At 48.6% G+C, this 17,441-nt stretch carries 15 protein-coding genes; 7 read left to right on the top strand and 8 right to left on the bottom strand.

Annotation, left to right across the window (positions count from 1 at the left end; all coding sequences use genetic code 11):
* Positions 1-110: 110 nt before the first annotated feature.
* Positions 111-803 (bottom strand): 16S rRNA pseudouridine(516) synthase RsuA, encoded by a 693-nt coding sequence (gene rsuA / locus PGW97_RS06535; protein ID WP_047885628.1) that lies wholly within the window; start codon positions 801-803, stop codon positions 111-113.
* A gap of 324 nt (positions 804-1,127) precedes the next feature.
* Here rsuA and PGW97_RS06530 point away from each other — a divergent pair, with 324 nt between their 5' ends.
* Positions 1,128-1,622 (top strand): GNAT family N-acetyltransferase, encoded by a 495-nt coding sequence (locus PGW97_RS06530; RefSeq protein ID WP_207103218.1) that lies wholly within the window; start codon positions 1,128-1,130, stop codon positions 1,620-1,622.
* A gap of 238 nt (positions 1,623-1,860) precedes the next feature.
* Positions 1,861-3,606 (top strand): DEAD/DEAH box helicase, encoded by a 1,746-nt coding sequence (locus tag PGW97_RS06525; RefSeq protein WP_273859351.1) that lies wholly within the window; start codon positions 1,861-1,863, stop codon positions 3,604-3,606.
* A gap of 122 nt (positions 3,607-3,728) precedes the next feature.
* On the opposite strand, the gene PGW97_RS06520 is transcribed toward PGW97_RS06525, so the two are convergent.
* Positions 3,729-5,897: a TonB-dependent hemoglobin/transferrin/lactoferrin family receptor gene (locus PGW97_RS06520; protein WP_273859349.1), complete on the bottom strand. Its 2,169-nt coding sequence runs from the start codon at positions 5,895-5,897 to the stop codon at positions 3,729-3,731.
* 391 nt (positions 5,898-6,288) lie between these two features.
* Here PGW97_RS06520 and rplY point away from each other — a divergent pair, with 391 nt between their 5' ends.
* Entirely contained in the window at positions 6,289-6,567 is a 279-nt protein-coding gene (gene rplY, locus PGW97_RS06515) for a 50S ribosomal protein L25 (RefSeq protein WP_047885630.1), read from the top strand.
* 148 nt (positions 6,568-6,715) lie between these two features.
* Here the strand turns inward: rplY and PGW97_RS06510 are convergent, their stop codons facing one another.
* A complete protein-coding gene (locus PGW97_RS06510) occupies positions 6,716-6,970 on the bottom strand; it encodes a DUF1289 domain-containing protein (RefSeq protein WP_273859347.1) in 255 nt (84 codons plus the stop codon).
* A 297-nt stretch (positions 6,971-7,267) separates the two neighbouring features.
* Here PGW97_RS06510 and PGW97_RS06505 point away from each other — a divergent pair, with 297 nt between their 5' ends.
* Complete coding sequence (locus PGW97_RS06505) at positions 7,268-7,582, top strand: hypothetical protein (RefSeq protein WP_047885632.1); 315 nt, start codon at positions 7,268-7,270, stop codon at positions 7,580-7,582.
* 48 nt (positions 7,583-7,630) lie between these two features.
* Here the strand turns inward: PGW97_RS06505 and PGW97_RS06500 are convergent, their stop codons facing one another.
* Complete coding sequence (locus tag PGW97_RS06500; RefSeq protein ID WP_273859345.1) at positions 7,631-10,027, bottom strand: DNA polymerase II; 2,397 nt, start codon at positions 10,025-10,027, stop codon at positions 7,631-7,633.
* Positions 10,028-10,033: 6 nt separating this feature from the next.
* The gene (locus PGW97_RS06495) at positions 10,034-10,810 is read right to left on the bottom strand and encodes a nucleotidyltransferase domain-containing protein (RefSeq protein WP_273859343.1); all 777 of its coding nucleotides are present in this window, start codon (positions 10,808-10,810) and stop codon (positions 10,034-10,036) included.
* A 196-nt stretch (positions 10,811-11,006) separates the two neighbouring features.
* On the opposite strand from PGW97_RS06495, the gene efpL reads away from it, so the two are divergent.
* Positions 11,007-11,576, top strand: a complete 570-nt coding sequence (gene efpL / locus PGW97_RS06490; RefSeq protein WP_047885725.1) for an elongation factor P-like protein EfpL — start codon at positions 11,007-11,009, stop codon at positions 11,574-11,576.
* A 249-nt stretch (positions 11,577-11,825) separates the two neighbouring features.
* Positions 11,826-12,152: an HI1450 family dsDNA-mimic protein gene (locus tag PGW97_RS06485; RefSeq protein ID WP_273859341.1), complete on the top strand. Its 327-nt coding sequence runs from the start codon at positions 11,826-11,828 to the stop codon at positions 12,150-12,152.
* A gap of 220 nt (positions 12,153-12,372) precedes the next feature.
* Here the strand turns inward: PGW97_RS06485 and emrD are convergent, their stop codons facing one another.
* The 3 genes from emrD to PGW97_RS06470 form a co-directional block, all read right to left on the bottom strand.
* Positions 12,373-13,578: a multidrug efflux MFS transporter EmrD gene (gene emrD / locus PGW97_RS06480; RefSeq protein WP_273859634.1), complete on the bottom strand. Its 1,206-nt coding sequence runs from the start codon at positions 13,576-13,578 to the stop codon at positions 12,373-12,375.
* Between the two features lie 576 nt (positions 13,579-14,154).
* Positions 14,155-14,754: a GTP cyclohydrolase II gene (locus PGW97_RS06475; RefSeq protein ID WP_047885636.1), complete on the bottom strand. Its 600-nt coding sequence runs from the start codon at positions 14,752-14,754 to the stop codon at positions 14,155-14,157.
* A gap of 352 nt (positions 14,755-15,106) precedes the next feature.
* Entirely contained in the window at positions 15,107-15,451 is a 345-nt protein-coding gene (locus tag PGW97_RS06470) for a hypothetical protein (protein ID WP_047885637.1), read from the bottom strand.
* A gap of 306 nt (positions 15,452-15,757) precedes the next feature.
* Here PGW97_RS06470 and PGW97_RS06465 point away from each other — a divergent pair, with 306 nt between their 5' ends.
* Entirely contained in the window at positions 15,758-17,329 is a 1,572-nt protein-coding gene (locus PGW97_RS06465; RefSeq protein ID WP_217391728.1) for an EAL domain-containing protein, read from the top strand.
* Positions 17,330-17,441 lie beyond the last annotated feature (112 nt).

Below are 17,441 nucleotides of genomic sequence, written 5' to 3'. Positions count from 1 at the left end.
TAAAAAAACAGGCTCTCAGCCTCTACTTACGCAGATTTAATGCTAAGAGCCATATATTCATCATGTTTAACCCACGCTCGTGAACGCAGATTAAAAGAAATCAGAGGACATCAAAGAAAAGCAGCGATCTCTTCGTCGGTCAGCGGACGGTACTCACCCGGTTCCAGATCGTCATCCAGCTCGACAGCGCCGATTTTTTCACGGTGCAAGGCTTCAACCTTGTTTCCTACCGCAGCAAACATACGCTTCACCTGGTGGTATTTACCTTCAGAGATGGTAATCACCGCTTCACGCTCACCCAGAATTTCCAATTTCGCCGGGCGGGTCAGTTCTTTTTCGCCACGCAGCTGAACGCCTTGTGCAAACTGTTCAATTACCTCTTCGGCAATCGGATCAGCCAGTTCAACGTAGTACACTTTCTCACACACATGGCGTGGGGATGTAATACGGTGAGACCACTGACCATCATCAGTCAACAGCACCAGACCGGTGGTATCACCGTCAAGACGGCCTGCAACATGCAGTTTCTCCGGGCTGACTTCATCCAGCAACACAAAAACGGTCGGGTTGTAGTCATCGACATGTGAACAGACAAAACCGGATGGCTTGTTCAGCATAAAATAACGCGGCCCTTCAAAACGGAGTGAACGCCCGTTGAATTCGACATCGCAATCATCCGTCACTTTCAGCGCGCCGTTCTTCACGACTTCGCCATTGACTTCAACCTGTTTATCTTTTAGCAGCTTACCCGCTTCTTTTCGGGTAATGCCCAGTGTGGTGCACAGAAATTTATCAAGCCTCATGAGGGGCTCCAGATGGTACAAAAACGCGTATTCTACCAACATCCGCCAGCGCATAACATCCTGGTCATGGAAAATGGGCTAAAATGGAATCACATCATTAAATGAGCACTGTTCATTGCTTACAGGTATCCCTTTTGGGCAAAGTAGATTTTCAGTGCTAACCTGAAACCCGTTACAAATGCATTTTCCAACTAAGCTCATAAACTAGAACATTTTTGGGTTTTTGTGGTCTGAATCAGTGGACGTGTCGGAAGATGGTTACGTATAACAGGATGTAATACCGATTCATCAAACATGATGGAGCTCAACTGCAAAGGTCAAACTATGAAGATTTCACTTGTTGCGCCAAGTCTGTCCTCAATGGATATGCTGCTTAAGCTTGTTGGCGAATTGTTTGAATATGAAGTGCTGCCTCAGAAAAAAGAGCAAACCCAGCACGCTATTCAACAGTTGCTGAACAACCCTGAGCTTGGCCAGGCTTGGTTTATTGAAGTGGACGTTGACGGTGAAAAATTCATCGCCGGACATATTATTATCAGCTTCAGCTTTAGCCTGGAACATGGCGGCCGTATAGGCCTGATTGACCAGTTCTACCTTAAACCGGAATGGCGCCAACAAGGGATTGGTACCGAGCTAATCCCACAGGTTGAACAGCATGTTGCTTCTGCCGGGGTCAATGCCCTGTCGCTAGAGGTTAACATTGGTAACAGCGGTGCCCGTAAGTTCTATGAAAAACACGGTTTTGTACCGCGTCGTCAGTTCTGCATGATGACCAAGGTTCTTAAGCCAGCTGAAATGCCGCTAAATCTTGCTTCTTAAAACGTTTCAGGCCCTGTATGTACACAGGGCCTGCTTCATTGTGGTGATTTCCCCAGCTCCTCCTCTGTACCATTTTTTCACGCTAATATCGGCTTACGAATCTCAGCTCTCTAATCCCTGCTGCTCCGTAATCTCTTCTCCGGCTCGCTAATTGGTGTCACAATCTGTACACTGTCGCTTCACCAGATTTACTCTCATTGATTGTCCCGCTCTGCCGGACTGACCCTTGTTTTCAACTATGTACACTCTTCGCCCATACCAACAAGACAGCGTTAACGCGACCATCCATTATTTCCGAAAGAACAGCACCCCAGCCGTGCTGGCTCTGCCAACCGGTGCAGGTAAAAGCCTGGTTGTTGCCGAGCTGGCTCGTATTGCGCGCGGCCGGGTATTGGTTCTGACCCACGTCAAAGAGCTGGTTGAGCAAAACCATGCCAAATATGAAAGCTATGGCCTGAAAGCCTCCATTTTCTCTGCGGGCCTGGGCCGCAAAGAAACGGATCAGAAGGTGGTATTTGCGTCTGTACAATCGATGGTTAACAGTCTGGATCAGTTTGCGAACGAGTTTTCGCTGCTGGTTATTGACGAGTGCCACCGGGTTCCGGATGACGAAAACAGTGCGTATCGCCGGGTAATCAAGCATGTGCAGGATATTAACCCCGGCATCAAAATTCTCGGATTAACCGCCACCCCATACCGACTTGGGATGGGCTGGATTTACAAATACCATACCCGGGGTCAGGTTCGAACCGAGCAGGACAGATTCTTCCGAGATTGCATTTTTGAGCTGCCAATCCGCTACCTGTTGGATGAAGGCTTTCTCACCGAACCCAAAGTCATGGACATGGCCGTTATCGGCTACGACTTCTCGAGCCTGAAACCGGCCAATAACGGCCGGTTCCGGGAAGCAGATCTGGACAGTGTTATCGAACAGTCGGGCCGTGCCACTCCGATGATCATTGATCAGGTCATCGACTATGCGAAAGATAGGCGGGGGGTGATGATTTTTGCTTCTACCGTCAACCACGCCAAGGAAATCATGGGCTATCTGGCCAATGAAAAGGCCGCTCTGGTGGTAGGCGACACTCCGCAAGATGAGCGGGATCGCATCATCGATGACTTCAAGCAACAGAAACTGAAATATCTGGTGAATGTCTCGGTGCTCACCACCGGATTCGACGCGCCGCACGTGGATTTGATTGCGATTCTGCGTCCGACAGAGTCCATCAGCCTGTACCAGCAAATTGTCGGACGCGGCCTTCGCTTGTTCGAAGGTAAAAAGGACTGCCTGGTGCTGGAATACGCCGGTAACTGTTATGACCTTTATCAGCCGGAAGTCGGTGATCCCAAACCGGACAGTGACAGCGAAGTGATTATGGTGCCCTGCCCCGCCTGCGGCTTCAATAACAGCTTCTGGGGTAAATTAGACGCGGCAGGTTTCCTCATTGAGCATTATGGTCGTCGCTGCCAGGGGTATTTTGAAGATGATGACACCGGCGAGCGGGAAGAATGTGGTTACCGTTTCCGGGCTAAATACTGCGAAGAATGCGGTGCCGACAACGACATCGCCGCCCGACGCTGCCATGTCTGTGATGCCGTAATGGTCGATCCGGATAAAAAACTGCGGGATGCCCTGAAACTCAAAGACGCGATGATCATGAAATGCACCGATTTGCGCCTTGAACCCGGCAAGAACAAGTTTGGCAAACCACAACTGAAAGTGATTTATGTCAGTGATGAAGGGGCGGAAATCAGCGAAGTCTGGACCTTATCGACCAAAGGGCAAAAAGACGAATTCCTGCGCAAATTTATTAACCCGCATCTGGTCGACCGCCACCGTCCGTTTACCGATACGGCTCCCACCAAAGTGGCCAATAATGAGCACCGCCTGAGGCCGCCCGAAGTGGTGATTGCCCGCAAAAATGGTCGCTTCTGGGCGATCAGAGACAAGCTGTTCGATCTGGATCAGTACCAGAAAGCCTGATGCTGAAACTAAAAAATACAAAACTAAAACGAAAAGGCCGCATATTAATGCGGCCTTCTGTTTATGGCTTTGGACTGATAACTTTCGTCTTATCGCTTTCGACGATTTACCTTTTGCGCCAGTTAAAACGCGTAGTCCACAGTAACCCCCCAGTTACGGCCAGCTTCCGCCTGACGGTCCAGTTTGCCCTGTTCGGTTGCCGTAGAGTCACCCGCAAGATTCTGGTACTGCCAGTATTTCTTATCAAAGGCATTAAAGAGGCCCGCACGTAGCGTCAGATCATTGGTGGGACGATAGTAAGTGGTCAGGTCAACCACCGCATAGCCCGGAGCATCCACATTCTGCTTTTGACCTGCATCAGGACGTTCCCATTCGTCTTTACGATCCGCCGCGGTAACCGTCAGTGCCCCACCCCACATTTCGCTTGGCGCATCGTAACCTAGACCAACGACTGCAATAAACGGCGCCACGGTGTCCAGGGTATCGCCGGTTTCTTTATTTTCCCCATCCATGTAAGTCATCGCCAGACGGGCATAGGTTCCCATCGGCGCACCAAAGGCTTCATCCAGCCACAGGCTGCCCTTCAGTTCTGAGCCATAAATACGGGCTTTATCGATGTTTTCATTTTTCGTGATATCAATGCCTCCCACATCATTGGTTTGACTCTTAATGAAGTTCTTATAGTCGTTATAGAAGAACGACATTTCGACTGCACCATAGCGGTTGTTCCCGCGCAGACCAATTTCGTAAGACTGGCTCTCTTCTGGTTTCAGGTCAGGGTTGGCTTCCAGTTTGTAGCCGTGTGCCGCATTGTCTTTGGCGTAGTACAGTTCGTAAATTGTCGGAGAGCGGAAACCTTCGCTATATTGCGCATAGGTGCTGAAATTATCTGTCCAGTGATAAACCGCCCCAAGGCGGGACGTCAGTTTGTCACTATTGTGTTCCTTCAGGCCAGAATCACCTTGCGGCTTGGCTTTAAAATCGTCATAACGCAGCCCCGCAGTAACCACCATCTGGTCATCCATCAGGAAAATCTGGTCCTGAACAAAAACTGCGCGCTTCTCGGAATCAGACTTAGGGACTTCAGATGAACCCGGCGATGATGTGCCGCGATCCAGGAAGTAGTCAGTATAATCAAGGTCAAAACTGGCGTCAGAAGCTGCGATGCCGTAAGTCAGTTCGTGACGGCTACGGCTTAGCTGCAGTTCTTTCTGCATCTGAAGATCAAACTGCAGGCTGTCATCTTTGCCTTTTCGCAAACGATCGCGGTTGCCGTAACGACCAGTGTGGTCGAAGTTATGGTGTTCGGTTTCGCTTTCCGACCAACTCAACTGCCATTTCAACGTATCAAAGACAACGTTGTTTGCCAGCCACTCGTGCTCCAGACCTACGCGATAGCGGTCATCTTTATCATCAAAATGCACGTTGGTGTAAACGAAGCCCGGCATCATACCCATGCCGCCATCATAGCCTTCCTGTGACAGATTCCGACCATCCTGGCTCTTGGTATTAAATTCCCCTGTCAGGCCGACACGGTGATTTTCGTTGAGCTGATAAAACAGTTTACCCAGCACATTGTGAGAATCGTAGCCAAACGGGTTCGCCGCCCCACGCTGCTCGCCAATCACATCAGCACCATCGCCGTGTACTTCTGTCTCATGACCATTGCGGTAAGTATAAATAACCATTGATTCCAGATCGCCGGTACGGTTTGCCAGCTCCACTGTGGCTTTATACTCATCGTTAGCACTGGCATAGCCAGTTTTAACGCCCACATGCGTATCGTCACCCGCTTGCAGCATATCCTCCGGTTTCTTCGTACGCATATACACGGTACCACCCAGCGCATCGCTTCCGTAAAGGGTTGAAGACGGCCCTTTATTGATTTCAATTGCTGTCAGGGTATCAACATCAAACCCGTTCGAGTTTTTACGCATTGCGTCAGCACCCGGGTTATAAGAGGAAGGCTGCTCTACGCCATCCAGCAACACTTTGACACGGTTGCCGCTCATGCCGCGGATGGTGAAATCCTGCATGCCAAAGCGACCTCTGCCATTCACCTGCACCCCCGGCTCATACTTCACCGCTTGGGTAATGTCTGTGGCCAGATTCTGCTCCATCTCCTCCGCTGTAACTTTTGACACGCTGCTCGGTACATTCTTAATGCTTTGTTCAGAACGAGTACCCGATACAACGACTTCATCAAACACAGACACATTTTCTTTTGCCTGCAGTGAAGGAGAGATTGCCAGAATGACTGAGCTGGCGATCAAAGTGAGCTTGTTTGTCATAGTTTCCTGCTTATTGAAATCATTATCAAAAACAACATTTGATAAATTATCACAAATAAAAACGATAATTACTATCATTTGCATTGTGATCAAGATCAATTTTCAGAATTTATTGCACACAAGGTCTCACTTTTAGCTATACCGACTTTTCATAAAAACGATGGCTAGTCTAGGGGTAGTACGGTTATCATTCTTGTCTTGCTGAGCTCTGCCGGATAATAGCAACACAATAAAGCAGCAATCCGCTTAACATCTCAGTAGTTAGTGAAAACAAATGACATTTCCCCTTGCCGCCTGTACCGAACACTGCTAATATCCGCGCTCAATTTATGACATCGCGTAAGGTCGCATTATGCGATGTCCTTATTAGACAACTTAAAGAGACTTTAAGATGAAATTTGAAGCAGAAGTACGTACTGACCTAGGTAAAGGTGCGAGCCGCCGCCTGCGTCACGCTAAAAAATTCCCAGCTATCGTTTACGGTGGTGAAGAAGCGCCAGTAGCAATCGTTCTGGAGCACGACTCAGTGATCAACCAAATGGATAAGCCTGAGTTCTACGAAGCAATTACTCTGGTTATCGACGGTAAAGAAGTTCAGGTTAAGCCTCAGGACATCCAACGTCACCCGTACAAGCCAAAAGTTGAGCACATGGACTTCAAACGCATCTAATTGCGGTTGTCTATTGCGAAAAAAAGCGCCCATTGGGCGCTTTTTTTATACCTGATCGAAACGCAAACTCATCGATGAAAAATTGATGAAGAAAGCGTTCAGTGCTGGCTTCCTCACTCGCCCCTGCCGATTAGCCGTGTGGCTATTTTCAAAACAGATCTTGTTGAGGGGAGTCATGATCCTGAACGGGCTGACCTGCATCTTGCTGTTGTCTGGCTTTCAATACACGTTGATAACGTTGCCGACATAACCGAATCACATTGCGTTTCTGCTCATTCGTCAGATTTTGCCAGTGAAACCGCTCATCACGAGAACGGAAACACCCTTTGCAATAACCCCGATTATTGGCCTGGCAAACACCGACACACGGGCTGGGAACGGTAAAGAAGTCTAATTGTTCCATCTCCCCCTCCTTCGGCGGCCATGATTTCATCAGTCTTTCTGATAATAATCGCTATTGGCTTTTTCTCCAACCGGTTAACACTTCATTAACTAACATACCGTCCACTTTACATGCTTCCGCTTGGATTAGGATCAATTGCCAGAGAAAAGCGGGGAAAAGACCCAACTTGCAAGACTAACAATAATTCTGCTACTGTTTACGAGGTTATCTGGAAGGAGCCAATCACTACTCATCCCACAAAAGACCGATGAATGGTTCATTGATCTTAGTGAGAACGCTGATTTTAAGGAGGGAGCCATGGATTTTTTTGTACCATCTGCATCTGACCCACAGCAAGCCGAAGCGGTATTCACCTCGATTGCCAAACACATTCAGGCGCCAGCACAACAACAACGCGTCTACAAACTCGAATGGCGACATGAAGGAAAAGTCTGCCAATGCGAAATCGGTAAGCCGTTACCGGCAATTTTCCGAAACGACGAAACAGTTCTCGCAATTTATGACTGCGGCGAGGTTTACAAAATTTGTACCCCTAACCGTGGTGCCATCAAATTTGACCCGATTCTGGCGTCTAAATCGGCCGTGCAACATGTAGAGTTTTTCAGCCACTAGTCACTGACTCGTCACTGGTTACTAAAAACGCGCCATCTGGCGCGTTTTTCAAAACAGCCCTAATTGCGGCGCTGTGATCTCTTCAAAATACTTACCGATAAATGGCAAAATACCGTCAGCGACCGGCTTAAGTTGCTTATCGACATAGTGCTCGTAGTCAATCGGGCTCTGCTGGGCTTCTATCGGTTCGGGACCGTTCAGCGTAATCACATACTCAATCCAGCCACCATTCTGGTACTGTAATGACCGCCCTGCTTTCTGGTTCACTTCATCCGCCATACGGGCGGCCCTGACATGAGGTGGCACATTTTTCTGATATTCAGATAAGTTACGTCGTAACCTTTTGCGATAAACCAGCAACGCATCGTGCTTGCCGCTACGGGTATCCTCCACATATTGTCTGACGTAGTCTTCCACATCCTGGGCGTGAAACACCTTATGGTACAGGGCCTGCTGGAAATTCTGAGCCAGTGCCGTCCAGTCTGTCCTGACGGTTTCCAGCCCTTTAAATACGATCTCTTCCTGATCCCCTTTCACCACCAGCCCGGCATAACGTTTCTTACTGCCAGTCTCCTGCCCCCGAATGGTCGGCATCAGAAACTGGTGATAATGAGTCTCGTATTCCAGCTCCAGTGCGGATTCCAGGTTATAGGTTTCACGCAAATGATCCCGCCACCATTGGTTGATATAGGCAACCAACTCTTTCCCGATGGTGTCTGCCTGCTTGGCACTGTGTGCTGTTTTCAGTGAGACGAAGGTCGAATCCGTGTCCCCGTAAATCACTTCATAGCCCTTAGCCTCAATCAGCTCACGGGTTGTCTTCATGATTTCATGCCCACGCATGGTGATGGAAGATGCCAGGCGATGATCAAAGAATCGGCAACCGGACGAGCCCAGCACGCCATAAAAGGAGTTCATAATGATTTTCAGGGCCTGAGAAAACGCCTTCTCACCTTCCCGCTTGGCCTGATCACGGGCAGCCCATAACTCTTCAATCATTTGCGGCAGGAAGTGGCGCTTACGGTGAAAACGGCCGCCCCGGAATCCGGCAATGGCCTGATCATCTTCCTTGCCTTCTTCCAGCAAGAGTCCCTCCACCAGCCCGAGAGGGTCAATCCGAAAAGAACGGATAATGGACGGGTACAGCGACTTAAAATCGAGCACCAGTACCGACTGGTACAACCCCGGTTTGGAGTCCATAACGTAGCCACCGGGGCTGGCAATCCAGTTCTCGCTTTCCAGATTGGGGGCGACATACCCGGCACGGTGCAACTGCGGCAAATACAAATTGGTAAACGCGGCTACCGAGCCACCGACCCGGTCCAGTTCTACCCCGGTCAATCGACTGCGTTCAATGGCAAAATCCAGCAGGTGGGTATGCTCGAAAATACGTGAAACCAACTTACAGTCCTGCAAGTTGTATCGCGCCAGCGACAGCTTGTCATGACGATACATGTGGTTAATTTCCGCCATACGGTCATGGGCGTTATGGATCGCCTTGCCCTCGCCCAGCAGTTCACGGGAGACCGACTCCAGCGACCAGGAACGAAAGTTGTAAGTGGCCGTTTTGAGGGTATCAATACCGTCGAGCACAACCCGACCGGGAAGCGTCAGAAACCCTTGTTGCGGATTTTGGGTAGACTGCCGCCAGTGCGGCGTTTGTCTGCCTCGTCCGATCCGCAAGCTCAACCCATTCCATTCAGCACGACGCAACAGCAGGCGGAAGTCGAAATCAATCACGTTCCAACCGATAACAATATCCGGGTCAAACTGTTCAAACCAAGTTTCCAGCGCCAGTAACAAAGCCTTTTCTGACTCAACCCATTCAATCCACGGCGCCGCCTCTTTCACCTCTTCCGGATTACCGACCATGATGACCCGGCTGTCAGTGTTACTATGCAACCCGACGGAGTACAGCACGCCTTTTTCTGAACATTCGATATCCAGTGACACCACAGATAAAACCGGCTTGTAGTCAGCGCTCTTTGCTTTTACCTGGGTGAAATCCTGATAACCATTCCGCTGCTGTTTAACGCCGCTGAACGCGATGCCGCCGCGAATAAAACGCTCCATCAAAAAGCGGTCCGCGAGGCGGATATCTGCCTCATACGCTTCAATGCCTTCCGGAGTCAGATACTGACTGACCTGTAAGCTGTCTTTGACAGAGATGCAATAACACGCGGTCATCGGTTCATGCCGAAAATTTTTCATCGGCAACGATTTCCAGTCAGCGGCAATCCCAGCCTGACGTAACAGCTGTTCTGCCTGAGCCTGATCCTGCTGGCGAATGAAGCACACCGGCTTATCCCCCTGCACTACCAGCTTTGCCGGACCGTCATCGGTACTTACCCATAAGGTGATTTCTGTCGTACCGCGAACATCGCGACTCTGACGTGTCAGCACAAAGCCTTTTGATTGAATAAGCAATGAAACCTCAGCAGCCATGACGGCTTAACCTATCTTTCTATCAATCTTATCAAACTCAGCCACAATCCAGCCGCCAAAGTCAGTAATCATGAAAAGAGTTGCTTTTTTTGGCACCTGAGTGCCGGAAATCAGAACAAATAGACGTTCAATCTCGGTCTTTTTTTCCGGGTAGTAACCCAAAAACATCTCGGCGGCCTGCTCAACAGACAATGCCAGGCGTCGTTCTCGATGAAACACCAATGAAAAACAGCTCCAGACCATTTTTTTGGCAACAGAACGGCAGTCATCAAGATACTGGGCTACCACCCGGGTCGCCATAATGCGGCGTCGGTAATTTTCCAGTTGCTCGCGCAAATCACCGTTTTGCATTTTGGCGATGTCCCAGCTAGCCTCAAATTGGCCGAATCGGGATGACAGATCATCGCCCGACAGACACCGGCACCCGTGCTTCAACCAGAACCCCCAACGGAATATCCCATCCAGACCCAGAACGTCGTCCAGCGTCACCCACTGGATATCCAGCCCTCGAATCACCGAGCCGTATAGGTGGGCGGTGCGTCGTTCAATAACATCCAGCGTACTCAGTTGGGCTGCGGTAAGGGGCCGGTGCAGCACCAGCGTCAGATTCAGATCAGATTGTCCGGGGTGCCCATCTCCTCTGGCAATACTGCCTGCGAGGTACACGCTGTGCAGATGTGCGGCCAGCCCCGCTTTAAGTTGATGGAGAATCCCGCTGACAACAGGCTGAAATTCCGGTTGAAGTGCAAAACGATTATCGAGAACAGGTAAAACACGTGTCACAGCTGGCCCTTATAGCGATCAGTCAACCTGCGAATTATAACGGTTTCATCCGTATCTGTTGAACGTAAATCCCCGCTTAGTCGCAGTTACCGGAGACAAAATTTTTGGTTTCCCCATCATACCCATCATGAAAATGTTGGTGTTGCTGCCTTTCCGTGGTAATTTCCGTTTTTTATCTCACAGAAAGATCAAATCCATGCCAAAAGCGAGTGATATTAAGAAAGGGGCCGCTGTACAGTACAACGGTAAATTGTTGCTTGTTAAAGATATTGATGTTCAGAGTCCGAGTGCTCGAGGCGCAGCTACCCTTTACAAAATGCGCTTTCGTGACGTGGCTACCGGCCTGAAAGTTGAAGAGCGTTTCAAAGGCGATGATGTTCTGGACACTGTCGACCTGTCCCGTCACCAAGTGACGTTCTCTTACGTTGACGGTAGCGAATACATCTTTATGGATGTAGAAGATTTCAGTCAGTACAGCTTCAACGAAGAAGACATTGAAGACGAACTGCTGTTTATCACTGAAGAAATTCAGGGACTGAGCGTACTGGTTGCTGATGGTAAACCAGTTGGCCTGGAACTGCCTGCAACCGTTGAGATGGTGATCAACGAAACTGATCCGTCAATCAAAGGCGCATCTGCGTCTGCTCGTACCAAGCCAGCCCGTTTTACAACAGGTCTGACTGTTCAGGTACCTGAGTACATCTCAACCGGCGAAAAAGTTAAAATCAACGTTCAGGAACGCCGCTTCATGAGCCGAGCAGACTAATTGTCTTGCTCCTGCTGACCATTGAAAGGACAAGCTTCGGCTTGTCCTTTTTGTTTGGCCAAACCTCAGGGATTCAGTCTTTACCCTCTCGCCAAAACCGCCTGGTTTATACCAAACAGGCTTGCCAGGAAAACATACCCTGATTGTTGATGGCCTGGATTAAATCCCCCTGCCCGCCCGCAAACGCTGGTATTCAGTGATGGTATCGTTATACTGTCGCTTTACTCCTTCATTAGACTGATACCGCTCATGGACAATCAAGACCTGATTTCATACGACGACGTGATCGACACCGCCTACGACATTTTCCTGGAAATGGCTTCAGACAATCTGGAACCTGCTGACGTGATGCTTTTCACCCTGCAGTTTGACGATCGCGGCGCTGCCGAACTGGTAGAAACACAAGACGACTGGGCAGAACACGTAGGTTTTGACGTCGATAAAGACGTATACGCAGAAGTACGTATCGGCCTGGTTAATGAAAAAACCGACGAGGTGGACGATGTTTTCGCCCGTCTTCTGATCTGCCGCGATCCAGACAACAAATTCTGCCACATTCTGTGGAAACGTGACTGATTCAAGGCAACTGGTTCTTAAGTGATAGATTCAAAAGTAACAGATTCTAAAGTAACGAATCTAATGTGACTGATGCATTGTCTGGTTGAAGACCGATTCGCGTCAGAAGATACATCACAAATAAATAACTCACTTAGACATCAGATTTCAGTGCCACGAAAAAGCAAAAGGCGAGGTAAATACCTCGCCTTTCTTATTACCGGCTCCGCTAACTGAGTAGTTATGACGCCAGAACTGACTTATCTTCATTCTGACTGCGACGAACCCAGATCAGACTCAGCATCACCAGCACAGCCATAACAGACATGACCGCTCCCAGGTTGTACTGATTTTCAGCCCCCATTAACGAAGCCGCCAATGTTGCCAGACCTGCACCCAGGTTCTGCAAACCACCCAGAATTGCGCCAGCCGTACCAGCATGATGTGGGAATGGTTCAACCGCTGCCGTTGTCGCAGCCGGAAACAGCACCCCAGCTCCGATAAAGTAAAGAAACGCACCACCAATCAATGAATTAACGGTTACCAGCCCGGATAACCCCGGCAGCAGGATAGTCAGTGATCCAGCAATGATAGCGATCATACCCAATGTCATCACTCGGCGGTTACCCAGTTGTTTCACCAGCACGGCCGACATCCATGAGCCCGCCAGATATCCCGGTAATGGCAGGACAAATAACCAGCTGACCGTTTCCGGATCTAATTTCAGTACACTACCAAGCAGCACACCCGCGGCAGCCTCAAACACCGCAATACCTGCAAATGTCGCGACCAAACACATTACATAGCCCTGGAACCGACGATGCCCTAGCACATAGCGGTAGCTGACCATTACACGTTCATGACGGCGTTTCTCTGCCGGCAAGGTCTCTGAAAACTGAGACATCATTGCCAGTGTTACCACCGCACCAAAGGTCAACAGGAACAGATAGCTGGCCTGCCATTCAAAGTAAGAGGACAGATATCCCCCCAATACTGGTGCAATCAGTGGCGAGAATATTATTCCCATACTAACCAGACTATTAGCACGGTGTAACTCTGCCCCTTCATATGCGTCACGGGTTACCGTACGGCACATAGCTCCGCCACAACCGGTACCCATGCCTTGAATAAAGCTGGCCAGCAGGAACAACTCAAATGACGGCGCAAACAGTGCGCCGATAGTACCCAGCAAAAAGATCCCCATACCGAGCAGAATAACCGGACGGCGTCCGACGCGATCTGACAATGGCCCATACACAAACTGGGATAAGCCATAAGGGATCAGGTACGCAGCCATGACGGCCTGCAGGTATGACGACTGTACTGAAAAATATTCCGACATCACAGGAATAGAAGGCACATACATGGTTTGTGTCATTTGACCAACCGCGGCCAGAATGATTATCAGAAATAACAGTTTTACCATGTTGGTAGAAGACGATTGCATTTCCACAACCAGAATCCTTATCACAGAATAATGTTTCGATACATGCGGTAGATTTGAACGAAAACCGCCAACTTAAAGAACAATTCTCTTTTAAATTTCAGGTTTGCAATTTATAAGGCCAAAATAATTAGCCTTGATGGCAAGATTAACTGGAGAATTCGAGCAGATAGTAATCCTGAAGCCCTGACTAAGCAAGGACTTAGCCCACTCAACAGCACGATACTTTATTATGAATCGGATTAGTTAAACTAATATTACTGACGCATTTTCCACATCATGAGAAAAACCCGCCTACATGCATTTTTACGCAACCATTTTGAATAGAGTGAATATTCATTTTCAGTATGTTCTCATGCTCCAGATGCAAATGCATCTGGAGTAATATCCTTGCCTGATCACTATCGGAACCATAAAGTTTCAAGGAAGCCAGAATACAAAAACAGGCGGACAATCAGATGACGAAGCGGTGTATGCCACGACGAGAACTTACTCAGTATGTCAACCCACCCAAAGCGGGCAAATAAAAAGCCCTGCCAGAAGGCAGGGCTTTATATACTTGACTGACATCAGTTTGAATCAATCAAAGTGGAAACGGTGCTTACCGTGGCTCGCTTTGGTACGCAGGTAATTTTCATTACCGTCTTTAACATACGCTTTCGTGCCCACAACTTCCGCAATCTCAATACCCAGAGACTCCAAGTCACTGATTTTTTTTGGGTTATTGGTGATTAGACGGATTGCATTAATCCCCAGAGCTTTCAGCATCATCGCCGCTTCAGTAAAGTCACGCAGATCATCCCCGAAACCCAGGTGGTTATTTGCTTCGTATGTATTCATGCCCTGACTTTGCAACTCATAGGCATCAATCTTGTTATACAAGCCAATCCCACGGCCTTCCTGACGCAGGTACAGAAGAACGCCGCCTTCCTGACCCATTCTTTCGATCGTTTCGTCCAACTGCTCACCACAGTCACAACGTGAAGAATGAAACACATCGCCCGTCAGACATTCAGAGTGCATACGAACCAGAGGCGGTACATCGCCCTTGTCCGCACCACGGAAAATCAGTGCTACGTGTTCTTTACCTGATGCTAACTCATTAAATGAAAGCAGCTCGGCCGGTATATGACTTTTCTGGCCGACTTTGAATGGCACTCGGGCCCTTACAGTTACCATGTTGTTCCTAATTACGTTTGCTGCCGGGATTGCAATACCCAGTCAATGAGACAGTTATCAGCAGAAACAGCCTATCGTACTCGCGACAATGCTAATAACTCAAAAAAACTAATCAGCCCAACGGGAGTCAAACGGCTCTACCCGGACTATCACTTAGCAGTGATGATATCTAAAATTATTACACTTAAACAGCGCTAAGGCACTGTGATAACAAATTAGCCTGTTGAGGCATACCGCTAAGATCGCCCCGCTCCTGTTTCTCAAATGATCCTTCACCACTTAAGATATGTTATAACATAACATATCTTGATCTTGCAATGAAACACTTCGTGGCGTCATCTTGCAATCCGCGCTAACTGGTGGCTTTTATCGAGGAGTAATAAGCCCTGACTTTATCGCTCTGGAACACGACCGCTGACAGTAGCGTAAAACAGATCACCCCTCCCATGATAAACAGCAATCTCCCCCAACTTTCCCCCATTACAAGACGGACAGAAAGCATGTCATAGGTCACCAAGCACCAGATAGCGGCATTGAGCAGCAATCCCGCTCCCATCACGACAGGTATCCAGGCGGAGCGCATCTTGAGTAAGAGCGGTAAGCACACCAGCAATAACGCCACATCAAACACCGAATGGCGAAAAAAATGTGCTGCTAACAACCAGTAACTTATCACAACCGGCAACAGACGCCACATTCTTAACTCTCCTTCTCACGCATTCAAACATCGCATCAATATTGATAGTCATCAACATGATGGTCCCAAAAACACAGATTCATTAACACAGCCTATTAACAGTCATTATACATACATGTTATAAGTGGTATTTGCCTTAGATTAAGATCAATAAAGCATAGATCCTCTGCAAACAATTATGCTGAGTTATTAGTCAGTAATGTACAATGAAAATAACATCCAATTACGTACCTGATGGTCTGTAATATCCGCACGAATTATGGTTGAATGTTTTTCCTTCGTTAATTCTGACGCATGTACCGCACTATGGATCTGACATTCTGGCGACGCTGGCGCTTGCCCGCTCTGGTATTTATTCTGGGTACATTAGTCATTATGGTAAGCTCACCGTTTCTTGGGGAGAGATTATTTGCGTCTGAAGCCAAGGAAAGGATGGACAATCTGTTCGACTTCTACCAGAAGCGCTACATGGATATCGGCAAGGAAGCAAGGCGACTCGCCACGCAGTTATCCTTCACTTGTGATGAACACGATATCGGTATTCTACGCGACGCCAGTGAAAACCCGACGGTCATTCAGTTCCTGGAACTCCAGACCCCTCATGAGCATTGTTCCGTCTACGGGAAGGATGTCAGCCTGATTAAAGACTTCCGGAACAAAGAATTCTTTTTCCTGCATGACAGCCAGTACAATGCGTTTATGGTTGAGCCATATTTCAATCAGCGTCTGAAAATCACCTTCTATCTGGCCAAAGGTGAAATGATCCTCATCACAGAGCCTTTCCAGAATGTCTTCACGGACAGCGAAGCCTGTATCAACTGTTTTGCGATGTCACTGCTGTATCGAAATCGTGAATTGCCCATAAAACGTAAAACAGCCGACCAGTCTTATCGCCTCATTGCCAGTAAAGCATTCACAAAAGAGTTTGATGTCCAGCTTTACGCCACTGAGCAGGGTCTAAGGGAAGTTGTCGATCATGATGTCGAAATTACCCAAATGCTGCTGATGTCTCTGCTGCTGTCCTTCAGTCTGATTCTGGGTTTGCGCAAGCCTCCTGAGAAACGGCTCAGCGATCTGATCGTTCACGGATTGAAAAACAATGAATTTGTTCCTTATTACCAGCCTATCATCAATACGGAAACACATAGGGTGGAATGCTGTGAGGTGCTGATTCGCTGGCACAGGGCGAACGGAGAGGTCATTGCCCCAAATCAGTTTATTCCCATCGCGGAGCACAACGGGCAAATCCTAGAACTGACCGAAAACTTACTCGACAAAGTCGTCCATCAGTTCTCAGAGACGTTTCCGACAGGGCCGACCTTCTCCCTGAGTGTCAATGTCACTCCGCAGCAGCTGGAAAACCATCGCTTTGTTGACTGCGTACTGAATATACTCAGCAAAGGTAAGCTGCCAGCAGAAAAAATTGCGTTTGAAGTAACCGAACGCACGCCTTTTACTGATGTGTTACGGGCGAAAGAAGTCCTGGACCGCTTCAAGCATCACGGAATCAGTATCAAGCTGGACGATGCAGGCACGGGCTATGGCGGCTTCAGCTACCTGCAATCACTGCCGATTGACACCCTGAAAATCGATAAAATGTTTATCGATACGATTGGCACCAATGATGTGAAATCCTCCCTGCTGGATGCAATTATCCTGTTTGCTCATCACGCAGGGGTTGAGCTGATCGCAGAAGGGGTCGAATCGCAAACACAAGTTGATTACCTGCAAAGCAAAGGGGTCTTGTTACTGCAAGGGTACTATTTCGCCAAACCAATGCCGTTTGATGAACTGTGTCAGTACCTGAGTCGCCATCACGGTCTGGAGATTCCTGCAGCTACCGCGAACGAAAACAAACAAGAAGTTCCAACGGCCTGATGCTTGCGAGTTTGTTTCATATCAATCGTTTTGCAATAACACCCCATTACACTATGCCCCTTTCAGGCAGGGGCAATATTAATCGTCAAGAGGCGCACAGGCTGCGACTCTT

The organism is Photobacterium sp. GSS17 (genome assembly GCF_028621875.1).
Lineage (GTDB): Bacteria > Pseudomonadota > Gammaproteobacteria > Enterobacterales > Vibrionaceae > Photobacterium > Photobacterium ganghwense.
Note: the sequence above shows the minus strand (reverse complement) of the source record. Positions and strands in the feature narration are given on the sequence as shown.

Excerpts from the sequence above, each read along its gene's own strand:
- PGW97_RS06465 (WP_217391728.1), top strand. The coding sequence starts at position 15,758 with ATGGATCTGACATTCTGGCGACGCTGGCGCTTGCCCGCTCTGGTATTT.
- rsuA (WP_047885628.1), bottom strand. The coding sequence starts at position 803 with ATGAGGCTTGATAAATTTCTGTGCACCACACTGGGCATTACCCGAAAA.
- PGW97_RS06500 (WP_273859345.1), bottom strand. The coding sequence starts at position 10,027 with ATGGCTGCTGAGGTTTCATTGCTTATTCAATCAAAAGGCTTTGTGCTG.
- PGW97_RS06530 (WP_207103218.1), top strand. The coding sequence starts at position 1,128 with ATGAAGATTTCACTTGTTGCGCCAAGTCTGTCCTCAATGGATATGCTG.
- rplY (WP_047885630.1), top strand. The coding sequence starts at position 6,289 with ATGAAATTTGAAGCAGAAGTACGTACTGACCTAGGTAAAGGTGCGAGC.
- PGW97_RS06510 (WP_273859347.1), bottom strand. The coding sequence starts at position 6,970 with ATGGAACAATTAGACTTCTTTACCGTTCCCAGCCCGTGTGTCGGTGTT.
- PGW97_RS06470 (WP_047885637.1), bottom strand. The coding sequence starts at position 15,451 with ATGTGGCGTCTGTTGCCGGTTGTGATAAGTTACTGGTTGTTAGCAGCA.
- PGW97_RS06485 (WP_273859341.1), top strand. The coding sequence starts at position 11,826 with ATGGACAATCAAGACCTGATTTCATACGACGACGTGATCGACACCGCC.
- emrD (WP_273859634.1), bottom strand. The coding sequence starts at position 13,578 with ATGCAATCGTCTTCTACCAACATGGTAAAACTGTTATTTCTGATAATC.
- PGW97_RS06520 (WP_273859349.1), bottom strand. The coding sequence starts at position 5,897 with ATGACAAACAAGCTCACTTTGATCGCCAGCTCAGTCATTCTGGCAATC.
- PGW97_RS06475 (WP_047885636.1), bottom strand. The coding sequence starts at position 14,754 with ATGGTAACTGTAAGGGCCCGAGTGCCATTCAAAGTCGGCCAGAAAAGT.
- PGW97_RS06505 (WP_047885632.1), top strand. The coding sequence starts at position 7,268 with ATGGATTTTTTTGTACCATCTGCATCTGACCCACAGCAAGCCGAAGCG.
- PGW97_RS06525 (WP_273859351.1), top strand. The coding sequence starts at position 1,861 with ATGTACACTCTTCGCCCATACCAACAAGACAGCGTTAACGCGACCATC.
- efpL (WP_047885725.1), top strand. The coding sequence starts at position 11,007 with ATGCCAAAAGCGAGTGATATTAAGAAAGGGGCCGCTGTACAGTACAAC.